Raw genomic sequence first — 15,000 nt, forward strand, 5'->3', positions numbered from 1 at the left:
CCGCGCTGCCGTCGCTGCGGCTCGCCAACCTCGCGGAGTTGCGCCATCCGTTGTCGGTCGATACCTATATCGAGCGGACGCTGTCGCATGCGCGCGGCATCCTGGTGCGGCTGATCGGCGGCGAACCCTATTGGTCATACGGGCTGGCCGCGGTGCATCGTCTTGCGAAGGAACGCGGAATTGCGCTGGTGGTGCTGCCGGCGGATGGCCGCGACGATTTGCGGCTGGATGAATTCTCGACCTTGCCGGTCTCGACGTTGCGCCGCCTGAAGGTGCTATGCGACAAGGGCGGCCCCGTTGCCGCGCAGGCCGTGATCGCGCAACTGGCGCTGGCGTCCGGCCTTTATGCCGGACCGGTCGTCGGTGAGATCGATCTTCCCGAGATCGGCGTCTACGATACGCGGCGCGGCGCCGTCGCGGCGCTGCCGGCATCGGATGGCCGGCCGCTTGTGCTCGTGACCTTCTATCGCTCCTATCTGGCGGCCGGCGACACCGCGCCGGTCGATGCGCTGATCGATGCGTTGCGCGAACGGGGATTTGACGCCCACGGCGTGTTCGTCATCTCGTTGAAGGCGGCGGGCGTGGCCGATTGGCTGCGCGCTCAGTTCGCGCAATGCTCGCCGGCCGCCATCGTCAATGTGACCGCGTTCTCCGCGGCGGGTGATGACGGCACGACGCCGTTCGACGCTGCTTCATGTCCGGTGTTCCAGGTCGCTCTGTCCACGGCGCGGCGCGAGGATTGGGCCTTGTCGCTGCGCGGTCTGTCGCCCGGCGATCTCGCGATGCATGTGGTGTTGCCGGAGGTCGACGGTCGCGTGTTCACGGGCGTCGTGAGTTTCAAGTCGCCAGGCGAGCGCGATCCCGATCTGCAGTTCGCGCATCTTGCGCATCGGCCGGATGCCGAGCGCGTCGCAGCGGTCGCCGCGCGCGTGACAGCCTGGCATCGGCTTGCCGGCAAGCCCGCCGGAGACAAGCAGCTTGCGGTCGTGCTCTCGAACTATCCCGGCCGCCCGCACCAGATCGCGCACGCCGTTGGCCTCGATGCGCTGGCTTCGGTGGAGACGTTGCTGGCCGATCTCGCGGCTGCGGGCTTTGATCTTGAGCCGGTGCAGTCGCTAGGTGGCGTGCTGCTGCACCGGAAGCTGACATGGGACGTGGCTGAATATCGCGCAGCGGTCTCCAGCCTTCCCGAGCTGCTCCAGGACGATCTTGCGCGCGCATGGGGCGCGCCGGAGGATGATCCCGATTGCCGCGACGGCGCGTTTCATTTCGCGGCGATCCGGTGCGGCAAGTCGATCATCGCGGTTCAGCCGGAACGCGGTGAGGTCGGTCAGCGCGATGCCGATTATCACGATCTCTCACGCACGCCGCGCCATGCCTATGTCGCGTTCTACCTGTGGCTCAGGCAGCAGGACATCGATGCCGTCGTCCATATGGGCGCGCATGGAACGCTGGAATGGCTGCCCGGCAAGTCGGTTGCACTGTCATCCGCATGCTGGCCGGAAGCGCTGATCGGCGATCTGCCGATTGTCTATCCCTTCATCGTCAATGACCCCGGCGAGGCCGCGCAGGCCAAGCGCCGGATCGGTGCCGTGACGATCGGCCATCTGCCGCCACCGCTGGCGCAGGCGGCGGTGCCGGAGGGCTTGCGCAGGCTCGAGCGGTTGCTCGATGAATATTCGACTGCGGACGGCCTCGATCCGGCGCGGCGGCAGCGCCTGATCGCTGCGATCCGCGAAGAAGCGCGCATCGCCGGGCTGGAGGACGATCTCGGTCTCGCGGCGTCGGTCTCGGCGGCCGAAGCCATTCCGCAGATCGATCGCTTCGTCTGCGATCTCAAGGAAAGCCAGTTCGGCGACGGCCTGCATGTGTTCGGGCAAGGTGCTTGCGGCGAGGCGGAGAGGGCAGCGTTGCGCGATGCGCTCGCGGGACGGCGTGTTGCGCCGGGACCGTCGGGCTCGCCCTATCGCGGGCGAAGCGACGTGCTGCCGACCGGACGCAATCTGTTTGCAGTCGATCCGCGCGCGGTGCCGACGCCGTCGGCGCATGCGCAGGGCGTGAAGCTCGCCGAGGAGCTGCTGCGCCGTCACTTGCAGGATCACGGCGACTGGCCGAAAGGGCTGGTCGTCGATCTCTGGGGATCGTCGACGATGCGCACCGCCGGCGAGGATTTTGCGATGGCGCTGCATCTCGCCGGGATCGCGCCGCGCTGGGATCATGGATCGGGCAGGGTGTCGGGCTACGACATCATCGCGCCGGCGGAGCTCGGCCGTCCGCGCATCGACGTGACGCTGCGCGTGTCTGGGCTGTTCCGCGACGTCTTCTCGGGGCTTGCGCAGTTGTTCGAAGCGGCGACCGAGGCGTTGTCCGAACGCAGCGAGGAGAGCGATGAGAATCCTTACCGGCAGCGCATCTCGCGCGTGTTCGGGCCTCGCCCCGGGCACTATGGCGCCGGCATCGCGGCTGTCCCGGATGTCTTCACGGAGGAGGCGCGCGAGGCGGCCGGCGAAGCCTGGCTGTCGGCATCGTCCTGGGCCACTGCATCTGATGGCGAGATCAGGCCTGACCGCGCCGGCATCGAGGCACGGCTCGCTGCTGCCGACAGCTTCGTCCACACCCAGGACTTGCCGGAGACCGATCTCTTGCTGGCGGCGGACTATGCAGCGCATGAGGCCGGCATCGCCGCCGCGGCGCGGCGGCTCGGCGCAAAAGTCCCGTCGCTCTATCACCTTGATGCGACGCGGCCGGATCAGCCGCACGCCCGCTCGTTGACCGAGGAAATCTCGCGCGTGGTGCGGGCGCGCGCCGCCAATCCTGCATGGATCGCGGGCATGATGCGCCACGGCTTCCGCGGCGCCGCCGAGATATCGGCGACGCTAGAGCACATGGCGGCGTTCGCGCATCTCGCAGGTGCGGTGCCGCCGCATCTATTCGATCTCTATTACGACGCGACGCTCGGCAATGACGACGTTCGTGGCTTCATGGCGCGCGAGAATCCGGCGGCGCTGGCTGCGATCGAAACCTGCTTCACCCGGCTGCACGACGCGTCGCTCTGGCAGACGCGGCGCAATTCGATTGCGGCGGCGCTGCAGGAGGCCTCATGAGCGCGGTCGCGATCAAGGGCTGGTGTCCGGGCGCGCTGCGGCCGATGCTATCAGGCGATGGCCTCGTGGTGCGCATTCGCCCGCGCGGCGGGCGGCTGGACGCGTCGCAGGCGACGGGAATTGCTGAGCTCGCTGCGCGATACGGCAACGGCCTGACCGATCTGACCAGCCGCGCCAATCTCCAGATCCGCGGCGTCAGCGATGAAGGTTATCCGGCCTTGATCGATGGGCTCGCCGGGCTCGGGTTGCTGGACGCGGATTCAGATACCGAGGCGCAGCGCAACGTCCTGGTGACGCCATTCTGGACTGCCGGTGACGAGACGCGCTCGCTTGCGGCCGAACTTGAGCAGGCGCTCGCCAGCGCGCGGCTCGATCTTCCGACCAAGTTCGGTTTCGCGATCGATGATGGCAGCGAGCGGGTGCTGGGCGGCGCGTCGGCGGATATCAGGATCGAGCGCGATCGCAATGGCGGACTGCTGGTGCGTGCCGATGGCGCACAATTCGGGCTTTCTGTCGCGCGGAGCGAGGCCGTGCAGGTCGCGCTGGCGCTGGCTGAGTGGTTCGTCGCCTCTGGCGGAGCCAAGGGTGAGAAGCGGCGGATGGCGGCTCATCTGGCCGGCGGCGCGAGCTTGCCGCAGTCGCTTCGCGGCGACGCCGAGCCCGTGGCCCGATCGGCGGACCCTGTGCCCGGCCTCTATTCGACTGGCGCGATGGTCGGCCTGGCCTTCGGGCAAATGCCGCAGCAGACGCTCAGCCATCTCGCCGAGCGCGCGCAGGCTCTCCGTGTGACGCCGTGGCGGATGGTGCTGGCGGAGGCGATGCATGAGATGCCCCGTGACGCGGATCTCGTCACTGATCCCAATGATCCGGCGCTCCGCGTGATCGCTTGCAGTGGCGCACCGCGCTGTCGTGAGGCGCATGCCGACACGCGTGCATTGGCATCGGCGCTGGCATCGTTTGTCCCGGCGGATGCCCGGCTTCACGTGTCCGGCTGCGCCAAGGGCTGTGCCCATTCCGGTTCGGCTGACGTCACCCTGGTTGCGTCACGCGAGGGCTTTGATCTGATCCGCCGCGGCACGACGCGAGGTGTGCCGGTCCTGCGAGGGCTGACCCGTTCGGACCTCGTCGCGAATCCCTCTGTGCTGATGAGAGGCCATTGATGCCGCACATCTATGAGACCGATGGCGCGGCGATCTATCGCCAGTCCTTTGCGACGATCCGGTCGGAGGGCGACCTTGCCCGTTTCACGCCCGACGAGGAGCCGGTGGTCGTGCGCATGATCCATGCCGCGGGCATGGTGGGCCTGGAAGCGTTTGTCCGCTTCACGCCGGGTATGGCCGCAAGCGCACGGACAGCCCTGCAGAACGGCGCGCCGATCCTCTGCGACGCACGCATGGTGTCGGAGGGCATCACGCGCGCGCGGCTGCCGGCCGGCAACGCCGTCATCTGCACGCTCGGTGATCCTAAGGTTCCCGAACTCGCGCAATCGATGCACAACACGCGCTCCGCGGCGGCCCTCGAACTGTGGCGGCCGCATCTGGCCGGCGCCATCGTCGCGATCGGCAACGCGCCGACGGCGCTGTTCCATCTGCTCAACATGCTGGAAAATTCTGATTGCCCGAGGCCGGCGGCGATCATCGGCTGTCCGGTCGGCTTTGTCGGTGCCGCCGAGTCGAAGGCGGCATTGATGGCAGCGCCGCCCGTGCCAGCGCTGACGGTCGAGGGACGTCTCGGCGGATCGGCGATCACGGTTGCTGCTGTCAATGCGCTGGCGAGCCGGAGCGAATAGCGATGGAACGCATCATTTGCTGCGGGCTTGGCCCAGGCGATCCGGACCTGATGAGCGTGCGTGCCGACCGGACGGTGCGCGCCGCGCGGCATGTCGCCTATTTTCGCAAGAAGGGGCAGCTCGGACAGGCGCGGCGCATTGTGGACGGATTGCTCGCCGCCGACGTCAGCGAATATCCAATGGAGTATCCGGTCACCACGGAGATTGCTTTCGACAGTCCGGACTATGCGCGGCTGCTCGCGGGCTTCTATGACGAATGGGCCGAGCGCTTGGCGCGGCTTGCGCGCGCGATCGACGTCGTCGTGCTCTGCGAGGGCGACCCCTACTTCTACGGCTCGTTCATGCATCTGCATGCGCGCCTGCAGGGACGGGTCGAGATCGAGGTGATCGCCGGCATTCCCGGTATGGTCGGTTGCTGGAATGCGGTCGGCGAGCCGATCGCGCTTGCAGACGATGTCACGACTGTGCTGATGGGCACGCTGCCTGAGGCGGAACTCGAGCAGCGGATGCGCAGCTCCGACGCGCTCGTTGTCATGAAGACCGGCCGCAATCTGGCGAAGATCCGCCGCGCGCTCGCGGCCGCGGGGCGTCTCGACGATGCGTGGCTCGTCGAGCGCGGCACCATGCCGGATCAGCGCGTCGCCCGGCTCGCCGATCTCGCTGAGGCCGACTGTCCGTATTTTGCGATCGTGCTGGTGCACGGGCAGGGCCGGCGCAGGGGGGGGGCGTAATGACCGGCACGCTGACCATCGCGGGACTGGGGCCGGGCGACGAGGCGCTGATCACGCCGGAGGTCTCCGCTGCGCTCGCAATAGCGACCGACATCGTCGGCTATGCGCCATACGTGACGCGCGTGCCGCCGCGCGCCGGGTTGACGCTGCATCCCTCGGACAATCGCGTGGAGCTACAGCGCGCCGGTGAGGCACTGCGGCTTGCATCCGAAGGGCGGCAGGTCGTCGTGGTGTCCTCGGGTGACCCCGGGGTCTTCGCGATGGCATCCGCCGTGTTCGAAGCGCTCGAGGACGCACCGCAATGGCACGACCTGCCGATCCGCGTTCTACCTGGCGTGACGGCGATGCTGGCGGCGGCCGCCAGTGCCGGCGCGCCGCTCGGACATGATTTTTGCGCGATCAATCTCTCCGACAATCTCAAGCCCTGGCCGCTGATCGAGCAGCGCCTGCGGCTCGCGGCCGAGGCCGATTTCGCGATCGCGATGTACAATCCGCGCTCGGCCAGCCGCGCTGATGGCTTTGCGCGGACGCTCGAGATTTTGAAAGAGGCGGGCTGCGGCGAGCGCATCGTGGTGTTCGCCCGCGCCGTCAGCACACCCGAGCAGCGCATTGAGACAGTCGAATTGCGCGACGCCAAGCCCGAGATGGCCGACATGCGGACGCTTGTGATCGTCTGCAATTCGACGACGCGACGGGTCGGCCGCTGGGTCTATGCCCCGAGGCAGGTCCGATGACCGAGCCATGCCATCACCTCGCTCACGCGCTCCACCCGCGGCCTCTCGGGCAGCGGCGGCCGCGTGATCATGATAACCGGAAGGCCAAGCGTGCGGGCGGCGTCGATCTTGGCGCGCGCGCCACCTCCGCCGGAATTGCGGGCGACGATCCACGCGATAGAGCGCGCACGCATCATCTCCAGCTCGTTGTCGAGCGTGAATGGCCCGCGCGAGACGATGACGTCGGCACGAGGCAATGGCAGCGCCCCTTCGGGTGGGTCGACGAAACGCAACGTATAGGCATGCTGCGGACGGCCACCGAAGGGCGCGATGTGCTGGCGGCCGATCGCGAGGAACACGTTGGCGGGGCTGTCCGGCAGCGCCGCGACCGCCGAGACGACATCCGCGACCTCGATCCAGCGATCGCCGGATGTCTTGTCCCAGGGCACGCGTTCGAGCGCGAGCAGCGGCGTTGCGGTTTGCGCGCAGGCGGCGACCGCGTTGCGGCTGATCTCGGCCGCAAAGGGATGCGTCGCGTCGATCACATGCGTGATGCCTTTGCGACAGAGATAGTCGGCAAGACTGTTGACGCCGCCGAAGCCGCCGATCCGGGTCGGCAGAGGTTGTTCGGCGGGAGCGGCGGTGCGTCCGCCATAGGAATAAACCGCGTTGATCCCCGCGCGGGCCATCGCAGCGGCAAGCAAATTGGCGTCGGCCGTTCCGCCCAGGATCAGGGCGCGCATCATGGGTAATCCCTGGTTGACCATCATCGGCATCGGCGAAGATGGCCTTGCCGGCCTCTCCGACGCAAGCCGAAAGGCGCTTGGTGAAGCCGAAACGGTGTTCGGCGGCGAAAGGCATCTGGCGCTGGCCGGAATCACCGAGCACGGCCGCGCTTGGCCGGTGCCGTTCGATGCGGAGATCGTGCTTGAATGCCGCGGGCGACCCACTGTTGTGCTCGCCTCGGGCGATCCGTTCTGGCATGGCGTCGGCGGAAGCCTTGTCGGGAAATTGCAGGTCGGCGAATGGGTCGCGCATTCTGCTCCGTCGACGTTCTCGCTGGCGGCGGCACGTTTGGGCTGGCGTCTCGAGAATGTCATCTGTCTCGGTCTTCATGCCGCACCCTTCGAACGGCTGTTGCCGCATCTGGCGCGTGGTGCACGGATCATTTGCCTGGTACGCGACGGCAGCGCGGCTTTCGATCTCTCGCAATGGCTGACGGACCATGGCTGGGGGTTGTCGGCGGTGTGGACGCTTTCCGCACTTGGCGGACCGCGTGAGTCCATCACGCAGCATCGCGCTGACAGCTATGCCGGCGATTCAAGCGACAGTCTGGTCGCTGTTGCGCTGGAGGCCGCGGGAACGCAGGGGATCGCGCGCAGCTCGGGTCTTTCCGACGCACTCTTCGTGCATGACGGGCAACTGACGAAACGGCCGGTCCGCGCGCTTGCGCTGTCGGCGCTTTCGCCGCGGCCCGGCGAGCGATTGTGGGACATCGGCGCCGGCTCAGGATCGATCTCGATCGAATGGGCGCTCTGCGGTGGGACGGCGATCGCCGTCGAGGCCCGTGGCGAACGGGCCGCCAACATCCGCAGCAATGCGGCAAGCTTCGGCTTGACCCACCGGATCACCGTCATCGAGGGCGAGGCGCCCGGCATTTTGTCGGACCTTGGGGCGCCCGATGCCGTGTTCATCGGTGGCGGCCTCGATGCTGATATGTTCGATGCGATCTGGTCGCGCATTTCATCGGGAACGAGACTAGTTGCGCTTGCGGTGACCCTGGAAACCGAGGCGCTGCTTTCCGATCTGCATCAGCGCCACGGCGGCGAACTGATGCGAGTGGAGATCGCGCGGGCCCAGCCCCTGGGCCGGTACCGCTCCTGGAAAGCCGCGCGGCCGATCGTGCAATGGAGCGCAGTCCGTTGAAGGTCGCGGGTCTGGGGTTCAGGATCAATGCCAGTGTCGCGTCGTTGCGCGACGCGCTCGACGCGGCCGGTGGTTCAGAAGGCCTTGCGGCGGTTGCGACAGTGAGTGACAAGGCTGGTGCGATGGCATTGCGAGCACTGGCACAGGAGCTGGGGTTGCCGATCCGGGGCATTCCCGCCGAAGTATTGGCTGAGATACAAACCGCGACGCAATCCGAATTTGCTAAAGCCAGGTTCGGGACGGGTTCGGTCGCCGAAGCAGCCGCGATCGCAGCCGCTGGGCGCGGCGCGCGCCTGATTTCGGTCAGGGCCGTGTCGCAGGATCGGACGGCCACTGCGGCGATCGCAGAAGGAGACGGTGAATGACGGTGCATTTCATCGGCGCGGGGCCAGGCGCCGCCGATCTCTTGACCCTGCGGGGCCGCGATCTCATCGCCTCTTGCCCGGTCTGTCTTTATGCCGGATCGTTGGTCCCGGAGGGCGTGTTGGCGCATTGCCCGAAGGATGCGCGCATCGTCAACACGGCGCCGCTCTCGCTCGACGAGATCGTCGCCGAGATCGCTGCGGCGCATGCCGAAGGCAAGGACGTCGCGCGGCTGCATTCGGGCGATCTCTCGATCTGGTCGGCGATGGGGGAACAGCTGCGCCGGTTGCGCGCGTTGCAAATTCCCTATTCGGTCACACCCGGCGTGCCGGCTTTCTCGGCGGCCGCGGCGGCACTGGAGGCCGAGCTGACGCTGCCTGGCCTTGCGCAATCGGTGGTGCTGACGCGCACGCCGGGCAGGGCGAGCGCGATGCCTGATGGCGAGACGCTTGCGGCCTTTGCCGCGACCGGTGCGGTGCTCGCGATCCATCTCTCGATCCATCTGCTCGACAAGGTCGTCGCCGAGCTCACGCCGCACTATGGCGCAGATTGTCCGGTGGCGATCGTCTGGCGCGCGAGCTGGCCGGAGCAGCGCATCGTGCGCGCGACGCTCGCAACGCTCGATGCCGCGGTTGGCCCCGAGCTCGAACGCACCGCGCTCATCCTGGTCGGCAAGACGCTCGGCGCCGGCGAATTCGCCGAGAGCCGGCTCTATGCGGCCGATTATGACCGCCGCTATCGCCCGGTCGGAGCGGAGCCGCGCTTTCCGGAATCATCGCAATGACCGCGGGGCTCGTGATCTCGGCACCGGCATCGGGCGTGGGCAAGACGACGCTGACCCTGGCGCTGGCGCGCGCCTATCGCAATCGCGGGCTGAGGGTGCAATGCCTCAAGAGCGGGCCGGATTATATCGATCCCGCCTTTCATGCGGTCGCGACGGGACGCGCATCCGTCAACATCGACAGCTGGGCGATGTCGCGCGATGCGATCGCGCATCTGGCAAACCGCGGCGCGGACGCCGATCTTGTGTTGGCCGAAGGCTCGATGGGACTGTTTGACGGCGTCGCGATGCACGGCGTTTCGGGTACCGGCGCCACCGCCGACATTGCCGAGATGATGGGATGGCCGGTGCTGCTGGTGATCGATCCCTCCGGCCAGGCACAGACGGCGGCGGCGGTCGCAGCGGGATTGCGCGATTTTCGCGCCGGCGTGCGGTTTGCGGGTGTCGTGCTCAACCGCGTCGCCAGCGCGCGGCACGAAGCGCTGGTGCGCAGCGCGATGGCGGGCGCGGGCATTCCGGTGTTGGGTGCGCTGCCCCGCCACGCCGAGATCGCCTTGCCGAAGCGGCATCTCGGCCTGGTGCAGGCCGAAGAGCAGGCGGAGATCGACGGCCTGATCGACGAAGCCGCACGCTTCGTCGTCGAGCATGTCGATCTCGACGCCGTGATGCAATCGGCGCGCGCCTGGTCGCCGCAATCGGCCGTGCGCAGCCTCGACATCACGCCGCCGGGCCAGCGCATTGCGCTCGCGCGCGACGCCGCATTCTCCTTTGTCTACCCGCACATGCTGGAAGCCTGGCGCGCGGCCGGCGCCGAGATCGTGACGTTCTCGCCGCTTGCCGACGAAGCTCCCGACGCGGACTCCGATGTGTGCTGGCTGCCCGGTGGCTATCCCGAACTGCATGCCGCCCGGCTTGCCTCCAACAAGCGGTTTCTTGGGCAGTTGCGTGCCTTTGCGGAGACGAAGCCGGTGCACGGCGAGTGCGGGGGCTACATGGTGCTGGGCGCCGCGTTGACCGATGCCGAAGGCGTGCGCCACCCGATGGCGGGCTTGCTCGGCCTTGAGACCAGCTATGCCAAGCGCCGCATGCATCTCGGCTACCGGCTCGCCGAGCTGGTCGCTGCGATGCCGGGGCACGGTCCGGGCGCGCGTCTGCGCGGCCACGAATTTCACTATTCGACGATCGTCGCGCAGCCGGATACGCCGATCGCGGTGGTGCGCGATGCGACCGGCGCGATCGTTGCCGAGACCGGATCGCGGCGGGGCAATGCAACGGGTACATTCTTCCATCTGATCGCGGAGGACCGGTGAGCGGATTCGTTTCCTTCGTGTCGGCCGGCCCCGGCGATCCCGAGCTCCTGACCATGAAGGGAGCCGCGCGGCTGCGCGAGGCCGACGTGGTGCTCTATGATGACCTCGCCTCGGGCGCGATCCTCGATCTCGCGCGTTCCGGCGCCAATCTCGTCGCGGTCGGCAAACGCGCCGGCCGCCTCTCGGCGAAGCAGCATCACGTCAGCCGGCTGCTGGTCGACTACGCAGCGGCCGGCGTGCGCGTGGTGCGGCTGAAATCCGGTGACGCCGGCATCTTTGGACGGCTCGAGGAGGAGATCGCGGCATTGCGCGCGGCCGGCATCGGCTACGAGATCATTCCCGGCGTGACCTCGGCCTCGGTCGCCGCGGCGCAGGCGGGCATTCCGCTGACGCGGCGGCTGACCTCGCGCCGGGTCCAATTCGTGACCGGTGCCGATGTCACGGGCGAGTTGCCCGCGGATTTGAACTGGGCGGCGCTGGCCGATCCGGAAGCGACCACCGTCGTCTATATGGGCCGGCGCACCTTTCCGGCCTTGGCCGCAAGGCTGATCGCGCATGGCCTCGCCCCCGAGACGCCTGCACTCTTGGCGGAGTCGCTCGGTCACGCCGACGAGCGGCTTGTCCGCACCACGATCGCAGAGCTCGCCGAGCGGCTCACGCATGCAGGCGCTGCCACCGCGGCTGCCGTTATCCTGTTCGGTGCGCTGGCGCCGGAGCAAGGTTGATACGGCCATGTTGACGCTTTCCCTGATCGGTATCGGTTGTGGCGATCCGCAGCAGCTCACGCTTGCTGCGATCGCCGCCATCAATGCCGCCGACCTGGTCCTGATCCCACGCAAGGGGACCGCGAAGTCGGACCTCGCCGACTTGCGCCGAACGATCTGCGCGGAGGCGTTGAACAACGACCGCACGCGCATTGCCGAATTCGACCTGCCGATGCGTGACGCCGGCGAGGCGGACTATCGCAAGGGCGTCGACGATTGGCACGATGCGGTCGCTGCGACCTGGTCACAGGAAATCGCGCGCCATCTCGGCGGCGAGGGCCGCGTCGCCCTGCTGATCTGGGGCGATCCCTCGCTCTACGATTCGAGCCTGCGGATCGCGCAACGGCTCGATCCGTTGCCATCGATCGAGGTGATCCCGGGCATCACGTCGATCCAGGCGCTGTGCGCGGCGCATGCGCTGCCGCTCAACGAGATCGGCGAGCCGTTCCTGGTCACGACCGGCCGGCGGCTCCGCGAGGCCGGTTGGCCCTCCGGCGTCGACACCATCGTCGTGATGCTCGACGGCGGCGCCGCCTTCCAGACGCTGGATCCGGAGGGCTTAACGATCTGGTGGGGCGCCTATCTCGGCATGCCCGATCAGATCCTCATGGCGGGGGAGTTGGCCGAGGCGGGCCCTCGCATCGTCGCCGCGCGTCGGGATGCGCGTGAGCGGCACGGCTGGATCATGGACAGCTACGTCCTCAAGCGGCGATCGTGATCGAGGGATTGCGTCGGCATTCCATGCAGCAGGGCGGCTATCCGGTTTTCAGCCCGCGAATCGAGGGTTGGATCGTCAGGCGGTAGGCCACGAGCGTGTCGCCATCGAACTGCTCGAGGGTTGTCTCGCAGACCGGGCAGCGATACTCGCCCTTGCTTCCTGATCCGGATGCCAGCTCAAGGCGCCGGAATCCAGCCCCGCAGCGCGGACATGTGACGTCGTCCTTCTTCATCAACTCACCCCAGAACAACACCGGCGGTATCTTGTAACCCGGACCGCACGGCAGAGCTATGTTCATGGCCGGGAGAGCGACCGATCATTCCTGCATGGCAACGCCGATGCGATCGAGATCGAACATCCGGGGTCGCCAGTCCGATCCCGCACAGGAACGGACCGGCAACTGCAACGCATTCCGCAAACTCAGCAACAGCTTATGGCGTGACGTCGAAGCAGGATCCGACTTCGCCCGCACCGCAACAATGGCTGCGATGTCGCGACGCCCGCGGTCCCCCGACCCCCGATCAACGCGCGATCGCCGGCGAACGCAGGGTTCGCCGGCGATCCATCGCCATCAGCGGACGCCACCTATTGCCGCGTCAGGCGAACCACGTCCTGCCTCAGCAGGTAGAGCGACACGGCGAGCAGAACGACGTCCTTCATCAGGAAGGGCACGTTGCCGGTCATTGCAGGGAAGCCTCCTGCGGCAACGTCCCAACCATCAGGCATGAACGGGATGATGGTGACGGTCGCGATGAAGGTGCCGGTCGAGCCGAGGGCGCCGAGCACGCCGAGGCGCTTGTCCCAGAAGCCCGCCAGCAGCAGCGAGCCGAACGTCCACTCCGAGGCGCCGAGGAAGTAGCTGGCGCCGGCATGGCCGAAGGCTGGATAGAGCCACCAGATCAGCGGCCCGTTGCTGATGAACGGGACCAGCCGTTCGAATTCGTACGGAAACCACTTCTGGTAACCGAAGAACAGGAACATGATCACCATCGCGGCGCGGACGACATGGTAGTCGAGATCTTCAGTGAGCAGGCCGGACCTGTACAGCGTGCGGACAAGTGGACTTTGCGTGGTGTTGGAAAGCGTGGTCATGGTCGTGATCCCTTCGTGTGACACCGCGCGGTCGCTCTAGCCGACCGCGGGGAAGTCGATGTCGGTGTCGTTGATGCGGTTGAAGACGTTGGTGAAGACGATGGTCGCGAACGCCAGGCTGATCTCGACCAGCTGCGCGTCGCTGTAGCCGGCGGCCTTGATCGCGGCGAAATCCGCGTCGCTGACGGTGCCGCTCGACTGCGCGAGCTTACGGACGAAATGCACCAGCGCATCGCGCTTGGCGTCACCGGTCGGCGCGCCGTCGCGGATCTGCTGGAGGACGTCCGCGTTCACGCCGGCGAGCCTGGCAAGATGGGAATGCGCGGCGACACAGTAGTCGCAGCCGCCGGCGGCGCTGATGACGAGCTTGATGATCTCCCGATCGCGCTTGGAAAGGCTTCCGCTGGCGAGCACCGCATCGGCGGCGAGCATCGACTTGAGCGCGGCCGGGCCATGGGCGGCGATCGCCGCGTAGGCGTTCGGGACGCTGCCGGCCGCCTTCTTGATCTGGGCGTAGATCTGGCCCGACGGGCCGGTATCGGTTTCGAGATTGGGGACTGAGAGACGGGACATGGTGGCACTCCTTGTTGGGGTTGGTGAACGATTGTGGAGTGACAATAGGATCGAGATGTGAGACATTGAATGTCTGTTTAGCTCATATATATGCTCAATCGTCTCAATCCGGTCGCTTTGGGGGACTGCCATGGACTGGCTCAGCGGGCTGTTCGCGATGATGCCGGTGCGCGGGCGGCTCGACCTGCGCTGCAGCTACAGCGTGCCCTGGCGCATCGACCAGGGGCCGGGCGCGTCCAACGAGATCCCCTATCATGCGGTGCTTGCCGGCTCGGCGATCCTGGACGATCCCGCAGGCGGTCGGCCGTTGCTGCTGAAGACCGGCGACATTCTCCTGCTGCCCGGCAACCCGCGACACGTGATGTATGACGGCAGCGGGGCGACGCCGCTGCCGGCGCGCAACCGGGCGGCACAGAATTTCACGATCAGCGAAAACCTGGGTTCGGACGAACGGCTCGACCTGCTGTGCGGACACTTCGCGATTGCGCCCCCGCACGACCGTCTGTTGCGCACTTATCTTCCGCCGCGTCTTGTCGTGCATGCCGGCCCGCGCACGGGAAAGGGAACGGCCGCACAGCTCGCCGGGCTCGTGTCCCTGATGCGCAGCGAAACGGCCGACGATCGTCTGGGCGGCCGCGCCATGCTGGACGCGTTGTCCACGGCGATGTTTGCGCTTGTGCTGCGGCTTGCGAGCGAGACCGATGACAGGTCACACGGTCTGCTTGCACTGGTCGGCGATCCCCGTCTTGCGCCGGCGGTGGCGGCCATGTTCAACCAGCCTGCGCGCGCATGGTCGCTGCCGGAGCTTGCGCGTCTCTGCAACATGTCGCGCGCCACGCTTGCACGGCAGTTCCAGGAGAAGCTTGGGCGATCGGCCAGCGATCTGCTCACCGATATCAGGATGACGCTTGCGGCGAACGAGTTGAGGAGATCATCGCTGTCGACCGGCGCCGTTGCGGAGATGGTCGGCTACCAGTCCGAGGCCGCATTTCAGCGCGCCTTCAAGAGCCATATGGGCGTGACGCCGGCGCAGTGGCGAAAGGCGCAACCCTCCGAACCGGATGCCGTGACGGGTGTCGCCGCACCGGATGACCCGCCAGGCGCCGTACCAGTTTGACCCACGACAGGCAAGCGGC

Annotated in this window: 16 protein-coding genes; 12 read left to right on the forward strand and 4 right to left on the reverse strand. The window is 67.3% G+C overall.

The features are described 5' to 3' along the window. The 5 genes from cobN to cobJ all read left to right on the forward strand — a co-directional run. Positions 1-3,104, forward strand: a 3,104-nt coding sequence (gene cobN, locus H8B02_RS02055) for a cobaltochelatase subunit CobN (protein WP_229164541.1), incomplete at its 5' end; no start/stop codon positions are given. Further along, positions 3,101-4,264 carry a precorrin-3B synthase gene (gene cobG / locus H8B02_RS02060; protein WP_229164543.1) on the forward strand — a complete coding sequence of 388 codons (1,164 nt, stop codon included), beginning with the start codon at positions 3,101-3,103 and terminating at the stop codon, positions 4,262-4,264. The genes cobN and cobG, both read left to right, overlap by 4 nt. Then, on the forward strand, positions 4,264-4,893 hold the full coding sequence (locus H8B02_RS02065; RefSeq protein ID WP_229164545.1) for a precorrin-8X methylmutase: 630 nt from the start codon (positions 4,264-4,266) through the stop codon (positions 4,891-4,893). The genes cobG and H8B02_RS02065 overlap by 1 nt, the downstream gene beginning before the upstream one ends. A 2-nt stretch (positions 4,894-4,895) precedes the next feature. Next, on the forward strand, positions 4,896-5,624 hold the full coding sequence (locus H8B02_RS02070; RefSeq protein ID WP_229164546.1) for a precorrin-2 C(20)-methyltransferase: 729 nt from the start codon (positions 4,896-4,898) through the stop codon (positions 5,622-5,624). After that, positions 5,624-6,358, forward strand: a complete 735-nt coding sequence (gene cobJ, locus H8B02_RS02075; protein WP_229164547.1) for a precorrin-3B C(17)-methyltransferase — start codon at positions 5,624-5,626, stop codon at positions 6,356-6,358. Before H8B02_RS02070 ends, cobJ begins: the two co-directional genes overlap by 1 nt. On the opposite strand, the gene H8B02_RS02080 is transcribed toward cobJ, so the two are convergent. After that, positions 6,334-7,083, reverse strand: coding sequence for a cobalt-precorrin-6A reductase (locus H8B02_RS02080; RefSeq protein WP_229164548.1), 750 nt, complete (start codon positions 7,081-7,083; stop codon positions 6,334-6,336). The genes cobJ and H8B02_RS02080 overlap by 25 nt on opposite strands. Between H8B02_RS02080 and cbiE the strand changes: the two genes are divergently transcribed. Genes cbiE through cobF form a run of 6 tightly spaced genes read left to right on the forward strand, consistent with a single transcriptional unit; the run spans position 7,082 to position 12,199 of the window. After that, positions 7,082-8,263: a precorrin-6y C5,15-methyltransferase (decarboxylating) subunit CbiE gene (gene cbiE / locus H8B02_RS02085; RefSeq protein ID WP_229164549.1), complete on the forward strand. Its 1,182-nt coding sequence runs from the start codon at positions 7,082-7,084 to the stop codon at positions 8,261-8,263. The genes H8B02_RS02080 and cbiE overlap by 2 nt on opposite strands. Next, positions 8,260-8,628, forward strand: a complete 369-nt coding sequence (locus tag H8B02_RS02090) for a cobalamin biosynthesis protein (protein WP_229164550.1) — start codon at positions 8,260-8,262, stop codon at positions 8,626-8,628. The genes cbiE and H8B02_RS02090 overlap by 4 nt, the downstream gene beginning before the upstream one ends. Then, on the forward strand, positions 8,625-9,410 hold the full coding sequence (gene cobM, locus H8B02_RS02095; protein ID WP_229164551.1) for a precorrin-4 C(11)-methyltransferase: 786 nt from the start codon (positions 8,625-8,627) through the stop codon (positions 9,408-9,410). The genes H8B02_RS02090 and cobM overlap by 4 nt, the downstream gene beginning before the upstream one ends. Next, on the forward strand, positions 9,407-10,717 hold the full coding sequence (locus H8B02_RS02100; protein WP_229164552.1) for a cobyrinic acid a,c-diamide synthase CobB: 1,311 nt from the start codon (positions 9,407-9,409) through the stop codon (positions 10,715-10,717). The genes cobM and H8B02_RS02100 overlap by 4 nt, the downstream gene beginning before the upstream one ends. Beyond that, positions 10,714-11,442, forward strand: a complete 729-nt coding sequence (cobA, locus tag H8B02_RS02105; RefSeq protein WP_229164553.1) for a uroporphyrinogen-III C-methyltransferase — start codon at positions 10,714-10,716, stop codon at positions 11,440-11,442. Before H8B02_RS02100 ends, cobA begins: the two co-directional genes overlap by 4 nt. 7 nt (positions 11,443-11,449) lie before the next feature. After that, entirely contained in the window at positions 11,450-12,199 is a 750-nt protein-coding gene (gene cobF, locus H8B02_RS02110) for a precorrin-6A synthase (deacetylating) (protein ID WP_229164555.1), read from the forward strand. A gap of 37 nt (positions 12,200-12,236) precedes the next feature. Here the strand turns inward: cobF and H8B02_RS02115 are convergent, their stop codons facing one another. The 3 genes from H8B02_RS02115 to H8B02_RS02125 form a co-directional block, all read right to left on the reverse strand. Further along, positions 12,237-12,431 (reverse strand): hypothetical protein, encoded by a 195-nt coding sequence (locus H8B02_RS02115; protein WP_229164557.1) that lies wholly within the window; start codon positions 12,429-12,431, stop codon positions 12,237-12,239. 353 nt (positions 12,432-12,784) lie between these two features. Then, positions 12,785-13,291 (reverse strand): YkgB family protein, encoded by a 507-nt coding sequence (locus tag H8B02_RS02120; protein ID WP_229164558.1) that lies wholly within the window; start codon positions 13,289-13,291, stop codon positions 12,785-12,787. A 36-nt stretch (positions 13,292-13,327) separates the two neighbouring features. Further along, complete coding sequence (locus tag H8B02_RS02125; RefSeq protein ID WP_229164559.1) at positions 13,328-13,864, reverse strand: carboxymuconolactone decarboxylase family protein; 537 nt, start codon at positions 13,862-13,864, stop codon at positions 13,328-13,330. Positions 13,865-13,994: 130 nt separating this feature from the next. On the opposite strand from H8B02_RS02125, the gene H8B02_RS02130 reads away from it, so the two are divergent. Continuing rightward, complete coding sequence (locus H8B02_RS02130) at positions 13,995-14,981, forward strand: AraC family transcriptional regulator (protein WP_229164560.1); 987 nt, start codon at positions 13,995-13,997, stop codon at positions 14,979-14,981. Positions 14,982-15,000 lie beyond the last annotated feature (19 nt).

Source organism: Bradyrhizobium altum, assembly GCF_020889705.1.
Taxonomy (GTDB): Bacteria; Pseudomonadota; Alphaproteobacteria; order Rhizobiales; family Xanthobacteraceae; genus Bradyrhizobium; species Bradyrhizobium altum.

What these genes read in the sequence shown, in the direction of transcription:
- H8B02_RS02070 (WP_229164546.1), top strand. Translation starts at nt 4,896, where the DNA reads ATGGAACGCATCATTTGCTGCGGGCTTGGCCCAGGCGATCCGGACCTG.
- cobJ (WP_229164547.1), top strand. Translation starts at nt 5,624, where the DNA reads ATGACCGGCACGCTGACCATCGCGGGACTGGGGCCGGGCGACGAGGCG.
- cobM (WP_229164551.1), top strand. Translation starts at nt 8,625, where the DNA reads ATGACGGTGCATTTCATCGGCGCGGGGCCAGGCGCCGCCGATCTCTTG.
- H8B02_RS02120 (WP_229164558.1), bottom strand. Translation starts at nt 13,291, where the DNA reads ATGACCACGCTTTCCAACACCACGCAAAGTCCACTTGTCCGCACGCTG.
- cobF (WP_229164555.1), top strand. Translation starts at nt 11,450, where the DNA reads ATGTTGACGCTTTCCCTGATCGGTATCGGTTGTGGCGATCCGCAGCAG.
- H8B02_RS02115 (WP_229164557.1), bottom strand. Translation starts at nt 12,431, where the DNA reads ATGAAGAAGGACGACGTCACATGTCCGCGCTGCGGGGCTGGATTCCGG.
- H8B02_RS02130 (WP_229164560.1), top strand. Translation starts at nt 13,995, where the DNA reads ATGGACTGGCTCAGCGGGCTGTTCGCGATGATGCCGGTGCGCGGGCGG.
- cbiE (WP_229164549.1), top strand. Translation starts at nt 7,082, where the DNA reads ATGGGTAATCCCTGGTTGACCATCATCGGCATCGGCGAAGATGGCCTT.
- H8B02_RS02080 (WP_229164548.1), bottom strand. Translation starts at nt 7,083, where the DNA reads ATGATGCGCGCCCTGATCCTGGGCGGAACGGCCGACGCCAATTTGCTT.
- H8B02_RS02100 (WP_229164552.1), top strand. Translation starts at nt 9,407, where the DNA reads ATGACCGCGGGGCTCGTGATCTCGGCACCGGCATCGGGCGTGGGCAAG.
- cobG (WP_229164543.1), top strand. Translation starts at nt 3,101, where the DNA reads ATGAGCGCGGTCGCGATCAAGGGCTGGTGTCCGGGCGCGCTGCGGCCG.
- H8B02_RS02065 (WP_229164545.1), top strand. Translation starts at nt 4,264, where the DNA reads ATGCCGCACATCTATGAGACCGATGGCGCGGCGATCTATCGCCAGTCC.
- H8B02_RS02125 (WP_229164559.1), bottom strand. Translation starts at nt 13,864, where the DNA reads ATGTCCCGTCTCTCAGTCCCCAATCTCGAAACCGATACCGGCCCGTCG.